Raw genomic sequence first — 12,170 nt, 5'->3', positions numbered from 1 at the left:
TTTTCTTTGGTTCAACTGATAATACGAAAATATCCCCTAACACCAGGGAAAGGGGATATTTCCGTTATTTCTATTATACTGGCGTTTTACTTACCCGAGCTACTTATTTTAAGGTAATTACCACTTCGGTTTGTCCGTTGAAGCGACCTGCTTCAATGACACCGTTATCGGCGAGCACGCCGCCTTGTACGGAGGAAACCTCACCTAGTCCATGAAGTGCTATGTTAAACGGTTTGCCTGCACCTTCTGCTGTTAGCTTCAATGTATTGCCGTTACGCGAGACAGCTACCTGAAGTTCACTTTCTCCCTCGATGTTCCGCACTGTGCGCGATATGTTAGCTCCATCCTGAATTTGATAGAGGCCAAGCTCTACGCCATCCGCATAGTCATAATCCGGGCGATTGTCGTTGGCGCCCTTCGCCACAATCGAGTTCTCCCGCACAAACAGCGGCAAGCCGAAGAAATCATATTTCTCTTTATACCATTTGCCGCCTTGGGCCACTTTCCCGGTGAGAAGATGCGTCCATGTTCCTTCTGGCAAATAGTAAGAGACCTCACCCTGCTCGCTGAATACCGGGGCCACCAGGACAGAATCACCCAGCATATACTGGCGGTCCAATGTTTCACTCCCCGGATCCTCCGGGAATTCCAGGAACATCGCACGCATCGTCGGCACACCTTGCTCTGTCGCCTGAACGGCTGTATCAAACATGTACGGCATCAAGCTGCATTTCAGCTTGGTGAAGAAACGCGTAACATCAACCGCTTCATCATCATACACCCAAGGCACTCGGTAGGAGCTGCTGCCATGCAGACGGCTGTGGCTGGACAGCAAGCCAAAGGCTAGCCAGCGCTTGAATACATGCGCAGGCGCCGTATTCTCGAAGCCGCCGATGTCATGGCTCCAGAATCCGAAGCCGGACAGCCCCAGGGACAAGCCTCCACGCAAACTTTCTGCCATGGATTCATAATCGGCATAGCAGTCGCCGCCCCAGTGAACCGGGAATTTCTGCCCGCCAACCGTAGCTGAACGAGCAAACAATGCAGCCTGGTTCTTGCCTATCTTTTCTTCCAAGACTTCAAACACAACCTTGTTGTAAAGGTAGGTATAGTAGTTGTGCATTTTTACCGGATCGGAGCCGTCATGGTAGACCACATCCGTCGGAATCCGTTCACCAAAGTCGGTCTTGAAGCTGTCTACGCCCATATCGACCATCTCGCGCAGATAACCCGCAAACCACTCGCAAGCAGCCGGATTGGTGAAGTCCACCAAGGCCATGCCTGGCTGCCACATGTTCCATTGCCATACATCACCGTTTGCTTTCTTCACCAGATAGCCGTTTGCTTTGCCTTCTTCAAACAGACGCGAGCGTTGGCCAATGTAAGGATTAATCCATACGCAAATCTTCAGGCCCTTTTCCTTCAAGCGTTTCAGCATGCCTACGGGGTCCGGGAAAACACGCTCATCCCATTTAAAGTCAGTCCAGTGGAATTCACGCATCCAGAAGCAATCGAAATGGAACACATGCAGCGGCAGATCGCGTTCAGCCATGCCATCCACAAAGGAGTTCACCGTAGCTTCGTCATAGTTAGTGGTAAAGGAGGTCGTCAGCCACAGCCCAAAGCTCCAGGCTGGCGGCAGAGAAGGCTTACCTGTCAAAGCCGTGTATTTGTTCAGCACCTCCTTCGGTTCAGGACCGTCGATCACGAAATATTCGAGCGATTCACCGGGAACGCTGAATTGCACTTTTTTCACTTTTTCCGAAGCTACTTCAAAGGACACCGCACCCGGATCATTGACCAGCACACCGTAGCCTTTATTAGTCACGTAGAAAGGAATATTTTTGTAGGATTGCTCGGAGCTTGTGCCCCCGTCCTTATTCCAAATATCCACGACTTGCCCGTTTTTGACAAAGGAAGTGAAACGCTCACCCAGGCCGTAAACCCATTCGCCTACACGCAAATCCAGCTCTTCGCGCATGTAAACGTTCCCATTGTTCTCCGTGATATGAGCCATCGATTTGGCCCGGCTACCGGTGATGCGTTCTTCACCACGATAGAAGTCAACAGACCATTGCGGACCCTTCTGGATTCGTACACTCAAGCTGCCGCTCTTCAATTCGGCATATTCCTCATGCTCGGCAATTTCCACATGAGCCCCGCCCTTGGCTAATTCAAAGTGTGGACCATGATCAATGGTGCCAGCAAAGTGGATCAGCTTGACCCCAATCACACCTGGGAGCGGGGAATGGAATTGCATCGTCAGCAAGGTTGTATTAATCATGTTGCCGCGACCAGCGATTGGCGTCGTCGACGCCGAGGCGACCAAGGTATTGTCCTGAATCATAAAATCATAAGCCTGTACCGCTGTATCAAGCTTAAATTCCTCGCGAATCATCCAGTTGCCGTCCGTAAATTTCATGTTACCTAACCGCCTTTCTCATTTACAAAGTGAGATGGACATTGTCTTTCAATAGAAAACGTCCTATACTTGCATTATACTGATACTATGGTTTATTAACTAACATAATCAAACGAAAATATAACACTATTTTGACGAGGTGAACTCACATGGATCAAGCGCTTCGCCGTTCGTTAAAAGAAATCAAGCATCATGGAAGTCAGCAGCTTCCCTTCGGTACCTATTGGTATCGATACGGTCCAGGTGAACATGTTATTGATTGCCATTGGCACGATGAGCCTGAGTTCTTCTATTGTCTGGAGGGCGAAACATTGTTCCAGGTAGATACCGATTACTTCCCGGTGCGCGCCGGACAAGCCGTCTTCATTGATGGCGGCGACATTCATGCCGCCCATGCTCACGGCAACGAAGGCTGTACCTTCTTCTCTCTTGTCTTCGACACTCAGCTTCTGGCCAGCGCTCATTATGATGCCGTTCAGGAGAATCTGGTGTTGCCTTTACAGGAGCGCAGAGCCACCTTCCCTCGACATCTGCGCCGCGACTCGGCAGCGGACAGCTCGCTGCTGGATCATCTCCTGGCGATGATGCATAGCTGCAGTAATGAGACGCGGGGCTATGAAGGTGTAGTCAAAGGGCATCTTTATTTAATGCTGGCGGAAATTGCCGCGGAAGGCCGGGCTGTTAGCCGCGCCTCCACGGCCACCCGCAGCGAGTCCTCCAAAATCGATCGGCTCAAAACGGTAATTCTTCATATACAGGACCATTATAGTCAGCCGATTCGCCTGGCAGAACTGGCGTCCTTGATTCCTATGAGTGAAGGCCAGTTCTGCCGCTTCTTCAAGTCAATGACTCGGCAAACGCCGGTAGACTACATTAATTCCTACCGGATCCGACAAGCAGCCGAAATGCTGCGCAATCCTGAGCGTAAAATTTCGGATGTGGCGCTGGAGGTGGGGTTTGATAATATCAGTTATTTTATTCGTGTGTTTCGCAAGGCGATGAATTGTGCACCCTCTGAATTCCGCAAGAAGCTGAACTCCTGATTGGTGTCATTTTGCTACTAAAAGCACCCCTTAGATTTCACCGGAATAACCCGAGGGTTTTCCAATGTCTATTCTAAGGGGTGCAATTCATTTAATAGAACCAGGGCTTTTCTTTGACTTAAAGTTTCAAACAACTTACTATCTATAATACTTGAGTCGTTAATTGGATTATTAAAGTTCCATTTTTCTGATCGGAAGAACAAATTCTCGTCTATTATGCATGATCGGACTGCTTGCGGTAAGCAGTTGGACTGAGCCCGACATATTTGCGGAATTTGCTATGAAAATAGTCCACATTCGTGTACCCAACCTTTTTGGCTACCTGATAGACCTTGAGTCCTTCCTCCAGCAATTCCTTGGCTTTCTCAATCCGCACCTTATCGATATACGTATTAAAGTATTCTCCCGTCGTATTCTTGAACAGCTTGCCTAGATAGGCGCTATTATAATTGAAAATGCCTGATAATGTCTCAAGCTTCAAGCTTTCATTGTAGTTGCGATGAATCAGATCTAACATAATTTTGACTTCACGATGCTTGCCGTCTTCTCCAAGCTGGTTCATAAGCTGCTCCAGCAGACCTTCCGCCTTTTCATACAACTCCAGAATAGTTTGTGCCTTCTGCATTTCAACAAAAGTCCCGGTAAATTCCTTTTGCCGACTTTGCAAACCCGAAGATTGATCAAGTACCTTGTGTAAAATCGTTGTGAGCAGTTCGACAAACCGGTCCTTGATTTCTATCTCGGACAACGCTTGAGCGAGATACAACTGCCCAAGCTCAGGCAACAGCGTCTTCACCGCTGTACGATTGGCAATATCCACGGCAAAGTATAGCTGATCGCTCAGTTCCTCAGCCAATCGTGCATCCCCCTGTCTGGTCGGAGCACTGGATTGCAGCATAGCTGGAGTCAAGATCTCTCCCTGATCCAGCACAAACTGCTGCCGGATTAGATCATACGCGGTGCGGTAAGAGTGGTAAAGCTCCTTGAGGCTGCTCACCTTTTCGCCCAAGGCTATCGAGAAATATGCGCCATAACTGCTAAGTGTCTGGCCGATGCTACGATAGATACCCTCGGTCTCCACCGACAGCAACGGCTCTTTAAGAAGCACGCCCAGCTTGGTATGAATGGCGAATACCCAACCTCGTCCGGATTCCTCAAACAACTGCATCAAAACCTTACGTGCTGCTGCATCCGTACGTGTCTCCGCTTCTCCCTCGGCCTGAAGCGAGAGCAACATAATCTGGAATACTTTGCCTTCAATGCCTACTTGCCCGGCTCGCTCATATAACGAAGCCGACTCCTCTTCCGCAAGACCAGAGTCCGTAAGGATGGATTGAATCAGGGCTTCACGACTCCAGTCAGAAGTCACCCGCTTCCATTGCTCAGAAGCCTTCTCTTCCTCGATCACTCGTTTGATGTTGCGTAAATAGTTCAGCAGTTCATCCTCATCGACCGGTTTGAGCAAATAGCCGTCGGCGCGTTGGGTCATCGCGGTCTTGGCATAATTGAAGTCAGCGTAACCGCTGAGAATTAAAATATGCAGGAGCGGGTCCTGCATACGCAATCGCTGAATCAATTGAAGCCCATCCATGCCAGGCATGCGAATGTCAGCTAACACCAAATCCGGGTGCTCTAATTTATATTTATTCAACGCGTCGTTCCCGTTGACCGCCGTATCTACAACCTGATACCCCTCGGCCTCCCAATCGATGAAAGTTCGCAAACCTTCACGGAGCTTGGGTTCATCATCAACAATGAGCACTTTAATCATCATGCATTCCTCCAGCCGGAAAATTGTATTAGACCTTCCAGCGAGCAGTATAAAGCGTTTACATTTAATTATAGAATAGTTTTGGAATTCACAACAAGCATTATCATGTTCAATTGTAGCACTATTTTGATGAATGTCAGATTAAATCATTTCCTGTTTCTATCATTTGAGTAGTATACTAAGGTAGAAATCATTCCCAAAGGCGAACCAGTATATGCTTACAGTGCAGCTTTCTTGGCTCTGATATAATTTCTGCTAGGTGGACGAAAGGAGATTTTAGGGTTGAACAAAGAGCTTGGTGTATTGATGGTGTTGAGTGTTGTTTTGCTTTCAGGGTGCGGATCAGATAAGCCTGCAACGGTTAAGGAGGGTGTGAGCGAGTCTCCCAGTAAACAAGTATCAACACAGCTAGGGCAAGCTACGGATGCAAAATTGAAATTGCTTGCATCTTCAGAGGATGAAAAAGTTAAATTTTATACAAACACCGATGGGGTAACACTGGACATTAACGGCAATAAAAAAGACTTTTCTTGGAATGTCCCTATTGATACTGGAACTGCCCCGCAGGTATTCTATACGGATGTTACAGGCGATGGAAAAGAAGAAGCCGTAATTATCATCCAGACTGGGCGAGGAACAGGCTTAAGCAATTATGATATTCATGTCGTTAGCGCCGGGGATCTTTCCGAAATTAAGGTCCAAAGCTATGATGAGATTGTTTCTGATCAGATTGAAACCCATGTTGCTAAAAAAGGAGACGATACGTTAGCAATTTCAGCAAAAGCGCAAGGAAAAGAATATAACTTTAATTATGGGTTTGACGCAGCGCCAGATCAAAAACAGGATAGCCTTGGGTTTGGTGGCGTATATATTTATTCATTAGAAAATCAAAAAATAAAATTAACCCTTGGGGCAGCAGTACCCGGGACTACTGCATATGTGTGTGATTTCAATGTCACTTATAAATTTGACAGTGCCAGGAATGAATTGGTTGCAGATCAAATTGAAGTTAAACCTATTTCATCTTGATATCAGAGGCAACTAAATTATAAATGTTATACCGCACGACATCCGTGCGGTCCTCATCCACCCCAGTCCGATATTTATTTCGCAGTGTGATCCTTCACCGGAACGTCAAAATCCGGTGTGCCGTCCTCGTGCCAGCCGAACAGCTGCGCACGAGTATGCCGATTGGGGTCATAAAGCGGATCTCCGGCAATCTCCTTGTAATTCCGGGCATGATAGACCAGAACATCCTCCCCTTCCTCCGAGACAGTAAAGCTGTTATGACCCGGACCGTACTGTCCCGTCTCCTCACTGGTTTGGAACACTGGTACCGGGGACTTGGCCCATGCAGCCGGGTCCAGCAAATCCGCATCCTCCGCTGCGGATAACAAGCCCATGCAATAGTTGTGGTCCGTCGCACTCGCCGAATAAGCGATAAAGATACGGCCATTTCGTTTCAATACGGCCGCCCCCTCATTGACGAGGAAGCCGATTTTCTCCCAGTCATATTCCGGCGTGGAAATCATCGACTGTTCACCGATCAGCGTCCATGGATTGTGCATTTTGGAAATGTACAGATTGGAATTGCCCGCGATCGCGGGATCCTTTTGAGCCCAAACATAATACAAATCCCCGCGATGCTCAAAGACGGTTGCATCCAACGCAAAGGATTCCCATCGAGTTCGCACCTGCCCCTTCTCGATCCATTCTCCTTCAAGCGGATTGTCCGCCTCCGTCTCCAGCACGTACATGCGATGATCGAACAAGCCGTCCTTCGTCTCAGTCGTTCGCGCTGCGGCAAAATAGATGTACCATTTGCCCCGAATATAATGAAGCTCCGGCGCCCAGATGTTTGCACTAAGCGGCCCTGCTGCATATTTGCGCCATACCGTTTTTGCAGGAGCGTGCTTCAGCCCCTGAATCGTAATGGAGCGCCGCACCTCAATCCGGTCAAACTCCGGCACCGAAGCGGTGAAATAATAATATCCGTCCGTATGCTTGTAAATCCAGGGATCAGCTCGCTGCTCCACAATCGGGTTCATATATTCTCTTTTTGTCGTCATCTCGGTTTCTCCTTTTTACAAATAATGAGCCTGCTTGTCGTCACTCGTTCGTCCGGGATATTTGCTTCGCCCAGACTGCAACTCCTTCATCGTTAAGGCCCGTATATACCAATGCTCCGGCATTTCGTTCCCAATCCCAGGCCGGCACCACCTGCACCTGCTCGACCCGTCCGGCGCCAGCCTCGACATCCTCCCAGGTCAACGTTAGCGTTCTTTGACCGTCAAAGCTCCAGGAGCCGCTGCCCCGACTGCCCTCTGTTTTGCCGGTTTGCAGCAGCACAAGCTGGCTTGATTCGTTCTGCCCGTCGATAAACGGATCATGCTCCAGGCGTTCCCATTCCCCGGCCAGCATCGCTTCAGGGATATCCTGCTCTGTCTCTCCGGCATAACGCTCCGGGGATACAACTGGCCAGCCATCCTCTGTCCACAGCATTTTCCGAACATGAAGATAAGACCAGTTCTTGTCAGCCTCTCCGCGAGCATGGTGAACGATATAATAGCTATCGCGTTCTTTCAGCACCGAATTGTGGCCTGGAGCGATCCATCCTTCCGCTTCGCCAAATTTATAGCCGCCCAGCAGCTTCGTGCCTACGGCGAACTGCGGTTCAAACGCCGTATCCGTCATCTCCCGCCTGTTATAATCCACATAAGGCCCCGTGATCGAATCGGACCGGGCTACCCGAACGTTATAATCCTCAAACAACGAATCATAGGACACAAACAGATAGTACTTCTTGAACTTCTCGTTATAAATGATATAAGGCCCCTCCACTGCCCCGTCCTCACTAGCCATATCGCGCGCGGCAACGAGCTTGCCGAAGCCTTCTTCCTTGGGCTTGCCTGTTGCCGGATCAAGCTCGATGATGTGAATCCCCCCGAAAAAGGAGCCGTATACCATCCACATCCGTCCCTCATGATCCGTGATTACATTAGGGTCGATCGCATTTAGCGGATCATCGGCCCGCGTCTTGATAACTACGCCCTGATCCGTCCACGGGCCTTCAATGGACTCCGAAACGGCTAAGCCGATCATCGATTGTCTGCTTCCAAAGGTGGAGGCGGAATAATACAACCGGTACTCCCCATCGTGATACACAATGTCCGGCGCCCACAGGTTCGTTGCTCCCGTCCAGGCCAGCGCTTCCGCAGGAATCCCTGGCAAAGCGCGGCCAACCCACGTCCAATGAATCAAATCAGCGGATTTGCGAACCATCACGCCAGGCTTGGGCTCGCCGCCAACCTTCACATCGGTTGAGAAGATATAGCAGCCCTGATCTGTCCTGATTACGCCAGGATCATGAGCATTGTTGACGGTCCATTTCGCTTCATTATGAAGCACTGTTGTATCGTACATCGCAGTCGCATCAGGTGGTTCCGGGAACAGCACCCCGGTTGCATGCCCTTTGGAGCATCCTCCCATGCCAAGCAGCAGCAGCAGCATTATAGACAGCACCCTCCTTTTGTTTATCACATGAATCACGGTCATCACATCCATCTCCACATTCTCTGCGGTTCCGTGGTCTATCCCTTGACTCCGGAAATAGCAACCGACTCGATAATTTGTTTCTGGAACACGAGGAAAATGGTCAATACCGGCAGCAAGGCAACTACAGAGGCCGCCATAATGAGCGGATAGTCCGTCTGTATCGCATATTGCGCGTTAAAGTTAGCGATGACAAGCTGCAGCGTTTGCTTCTCCGGCGAGGTCAAGTAAATAATCGGCGCCAGGTAATCATTCCAGATCCCCATAAACCACAAAATAAGCTGAGCAGCCACCGCCGGCTTGATCAGTGGAAATGTAATGGTGGAGAACAGCCGAAAATAGGAGCTCCCATCAATTTTTGCCGCTTCCAGCACTTCATTTGGCACACTGATCAAATACTGCCGAAGGAAGAAAATCATGACGATATTGCCGAACAGCCCTGGCACAATCAGTGGGAGCAATGTATCTACCCAGCCAACCTTGGAGAACATCATGAATTGGGGAATCATGACAGCCGGATAAGGAACCATCAAGGCCGTCAGCAGCATGAGAAAAATAATATTTTTCCCTGGAAATTTCAGCTTAGAGAAAGAGAACGCCGCCAGGCTGGAGGTGAATGTGCCAATAATCGTAACAGAGATAGCGATCACCGCGCTGTTCTTGATCCCGCTCAGCAAAGGTCCGGCTGTCCATATTTCCAAATATTTGCCCCACTGCGGAACCTTGGGAATCCATACCGGGGGCAGCGAGAACACATCGGCCTTCTGTTTGATTGAGGTAGACAGCATCCATAACAGCGGCGCAATCATCGCGATCGCTCCGATGGCCAGCAAAGTAAAAATGATTGTATTCGTCAGCTTGACTCTGGATGAATGGGACATGTTCATATGCTCCTTTCCGTTCGATCACGACTCATAGGATGATTTTTCGTTCATTCTGAATTGAATCAGGGTAACAATAAAGATGAATATCCCCAGGATGACGGCCATAGCGGAGGCATATCCCATCTGGAAGTTGTCGAAAGCCTTCTGCCAGATATAGAACACAACCGATGCGGAGGAATATTCAGGACCACCCGTACTGGTCATAATGTTGATTTCCGTAAAAATCTGCGAGCCGCTGATGATATTCGTCACGACAATAAAGAAAGTAACCGGCTTCACCATGGGCCAGGTGATATGACGAAAAGCCTTCAGCCCGTTCGCTCCATCCAGCTCGGCCGCTTCATAATAGGAACGCGGAACACTTTGCAGTGCGGCCAGATACAAGAGCATTGTATAGCCCAGCCCCTTCCAGATCGCCATCAGCATAATGGCCGGCTTGACGTAATACTTGTTCATCAGCCAGTTAGGACCCTGAATCCCGAGCATATCGAGAAATTGATTGACCAGTCCGTAGTCTCCGTTATAGGCCCAGCTCCACATAATAGAGATGGCCGCGAGTGAAGAAATGACCGGGATATAATAAATAACCCGAAACGTTGTTGTCCCCGGGATGCCCCGATTCAGTCCAAGCGCAACCAGCAGAGCCAGAAACAGACCGATCGGAATGCCCAGCATCATAAATACGGTGTTGAAGGCAGCTTTGTGGAACAATTCGTCTGACAACAATTCTTTGAAATTGCTTAGACCAATGAAGTTAAACTGGCCTAGTCCGTCCCAGTCTGTCAAGGAACCATAGAAGGAATACAATACAGGAAACAGGGTAAAGAACAGGAAGCCCAGGACAGGCGGCAAAATAAACAGCCAACCGTAAATCATTTCTTTCCGGTACAGACGTGATTTAGTCTGCTTTTGCATGAAGGTCACCTCTTATTCGGATGCCAGCATGAAAATGATGCTAGTCCCTTGGTCTATGCAGCGCAAGAAAACTAGCATCATTTCCACTGGATTAATGGAAAACCAAAGTCCTGTTAAAGCTTACTTGGCTTTCGCCTTTGCTTCCGCCTCGATAGCTTTGTCCAGCAGCTTTTGCATCTTTGGCTGTTCCTGCTTTACGTAATCGGCGGCGCTGACCTTGCCATCCAGCACGGGCTGGATATCGGTAAAGAACAGATCATACCATTCAGAGGTCCAAGTGTAGTGGCCCGGCAGTACCCGGCCGTATTCCCCCACGATATCAAGAAACTCCTGTTTGTTCTCCGGCTTGGTCGAAGTATCGGCAGCCCATTCCTGAGCCATATCAATCATGTTGGGAATTTGAACCTTTGCATCCACCAGCATTTTCATCCCTTCCTTGGAGGCCGTCAGGTAGTTGATCAATGCTACGGCTTCTTCAGGATATTTTGTTTTTGCGGATGCACCGATACCAAGCGAGCCGGTCCATGTGGCCGATTTGCCGGTGGAGCCGGCCGGATAAGGCATCAGATCATATTCAAAAGGCAAGGTTTCGTACGTACTCATATCCCATGGTCCTACCGGGAAGAAGGCGAGCTCGCCCTTCATCCAGCGTTGGTAAGTGTCCAGTGTTTGCGCATCCGTCGCGGAAGGCGTAACCTGATAAACGTTTTGCATATCAGCAAAAAACTGCAGCGCTTCCGCAAATTTCGGATCATCAATCGTAACCTTCTTTTTCGACTCATCAATCCAATCTGCCCCATTGCTCCATACCAGAGATTGCAGCACCCAGTTGACGTTGAACCCGGTACCGTATTGATCTGGCTTGCCATCGCCGTTCGTGTCCTTGGTCAGTTGCTTGGCCACGTCGACAAACTCCTGCCAGGTGTAGGGCTTGTCGGGATCAGGCAGCGGAATGCCTTCCTTTTCAAACATCGTTTTGTTATAGCCAAGCGCAAAAGGACCTACATCCTTAGGCATACCGTATAGATCGCCTTGACCTGCCATATTTCCGTCATAGCGATATAGATCAAGTCCATATTTCCACATATTATCAAGATTGATTTCCGGGTTGTCCTCCACATAAGGCGTCAGGTTCAGCAGAATATCATTATGAACATATGCCTTGGTATCGCCGGATTCAAAATAGAATACATCAGGCACCTTGTTGCCGGTAATGGCAGCCTTAAGCTTGGTTGCATACTGGTCAGCGGCTGTAACAACGATTTTTATTTTGACGCCGGGATGATCCTCTTCAAATTTCTTGACGACGGCGCTGTAGGCTTTCTGTTCATCCGTGCCGCCACGGTACATAAATGTCAATTCCTTCGTTTTCCCGGAATTTCCCGAATTTGCAGCCGTACCGCCGTTCTCGCCCTCCGTATTGCCGCCGCAGCCTGCCAGGACGACAGACAACACCAGCATCAGTGACAAAATGATAAACCAGCCCTTTTTCTTGAACACCTTAACCCCTCCTATATTTCAGATGAACCTATATAGAATGAACTAAATTTATGCAACAGGGGCTTACCTTTTCAACTTATCCC

At 49.0% G+C, this 12,170-nt stretch carries 9 protein-coding genes; 2 read left to right on the top strand and 7 right to left on the bottom strand.

From position 1 onward, the window contains the following. Positions 1-103 precede the first annotated feature (103 nt). Entirely contained in the window at positions 104-2,422 is a 2,319-nt protein-coding gene (gene yicI / locus C557_RS0114560) for an alpha-xylosidase (RefSeq protein WP_018752617.1), read from the bottom strand. A 149-nt stretch (positions 2,423-2,571) separates the two neighbouring features. Between yicI and C557_RS0114555 the strand changes: the two genes are divergently transcribed. Continuing rightward, entirely contained in the window at positions 2,572-3,465 is an 894-nt protein-coding gene (locus tag C557_RS0114555; protein ID WP_018752616.1) for an AraC family transcriptional regulator, read from the top strand. A 214-nt stretch (positions 3,466-3,679) separates the two neighbouring features. On the opposite strand, the gene C557_RS0114550 is transcribed toward C557_RS0114555, so the two are convergent. After that, positions 3,680-5,239 carry a response regulator transcription factor gene (locus tag C557_RS0114550; RefSeq protein ID WP_240472972.1) on the bottom strand — a complete coding sequence of 520 codons (1,560 nt, stop codon included), beginning with the start codon at positions 5,237-5,239 and terminating at the stop codon, positions 3,680-3,682. A gap of 279 nt (positions 5,240-5,518) precedes the next feature. Between C557_RS0114550 and C557_RS0114545 the strand changes: the two genes are divergently transcribed. Continuing rightward, entirely contained in the window at positions 5,519-6,265 is a 747-nt protein-coding gene (locus C557_RS0114545; RefSeq protein WP_018752614.1) for a hypothetical protein, read from the top strand. A gap of 74 nt (positions 6,266-6,339) precedes the next feature. On the opposite strand, the gene C557_RS0114540 is transcribed toward C557_RS0114545, so the two are convergent. From C557_RS0114540 to C557_RS0114520, 5 genes are all read right to left on the bottom strand, one after another. Beyond that, positions 6,340-7,305, bottom strand: a complete 966-nt coding sequence (locus C557_RS0114540) for a glycoside hydrolase family 43 protein (RefSeq protein WP_018752613.1) — start codon at positions 7,303-7,305, stop codon at positions 6,340-6,342. Positions 7,306-7,345: 40 nt separating this feature from the next. Beyond that, positions 7,346-8,749, bottom strand: coding sequence for an arabinan endo-1,5-alpha-L-arabinosidase (locus C557_RS0114535; RefSeq protein WP_026263495.1), 1,404 nt, complete (start codon positions 8,747-8,749; stop codon positions 7,346-7,348). A 77-nt stretch (positions 8,750-8,826) separates the two neighbouring features. Beyond that, positions 8,827-9,669: a carbohydrate ABC transporter permease gene (locus C557_RS0114530; protein WP_018752611.1), complete on the bottom strand. Its 843-nt coding sequence runs from the start codon at positions 9,667-9,669 to the stop codon at positions 8,827-8,829. Between the two features lie 24 nt (positions 9,670-9,693). Continuing rightward, the gene (locus C557_RS0114525) at positions 9,694-10,587 is read right to left on the bottom strand and encodes a carbohydrate ABC transporter permease (RefSeq protein ID WP_018752610.1); all 894 of its coding nucleotides are present in this window, start codon (positions 10,585-10,587) and stop codon (positions 9,694-9,696) included. A 120-nt stretch (positions 10,588-10,707) separates the two neighbouring features. Further along, positions 10,708-12,087, bottom strand: a complete 1,380-nt coding sequence (locus tag C557_RS0114520; RefSeq protein WP_018752609.1) for an ABC transporter substrate-binding protein — start codon at positions 12,085-12,087, stop codon at positions 10,708-10,710. Positions 12,088-12,170 lie beyond the last annotated feature (83 nt).

The sequence above is a fragment of the Paenibacillus sanguinis 2301083 = DSM 16941 genome, assembly GCF_000374825.1.
GTDB classification, from domain to species: domain Bacteria; phylum Bacillota; class Bacilli; order Paenibacillales; family Paenibacillaceae; genus Fontibacillus; species Fontibacillus sanguinis.
Note: the sequence above shows the minus strand (reverse complement) of the source record. Positions and strands in the feature narration are given on the sequence as shown.

Excerpts from the sequence above, each read along its gene's own strand:
- yicI (WP_018752617.1), bottom strand. The coding sequence starts at position 2,422 with ATGAAATTTACGGACGGCAACTGGATGATTCGCGAGGAATTTAAGCTT.
- C557_RS0114555 (WP_018752616.1), top strand. The coding sequence starts at position 2,572 with ATGGATCAAGCGCTTCGCCGTTCGTTAAAAGAAATCAAGCATCATGGA.
- C557_RS0114550 (WP_240472972.1), bottom strand. The coding sequence starts at position 5,239 with ATGATGATTAAAGTGCTCATTGTTGATGATGAACCCAAGCTCCGTGAA.
- C557_RS0114540 (WP_018752613.1), bottom strand. The coding sequence starts at position 7,305 with ATGACGACAAAAAGAGAATATATGAACCCGATTGTGGAGCAGCGAGCT.
- C557_RS0114530 (WP_018752611.1), bottom strand. The coding sequence starts at position 9,669 with ATGTCCCATTCATCCAGAGTCAAGCTGACGAATACAATCATTTTTACT.
- C557_RS0114525 (WP_018752610.1), bottom strand. The coding sequence starts at position 10,587 with ATGCAAAAGCAGACTAAATCACGTCTGTACCGGAAAGAAATGATTTAC.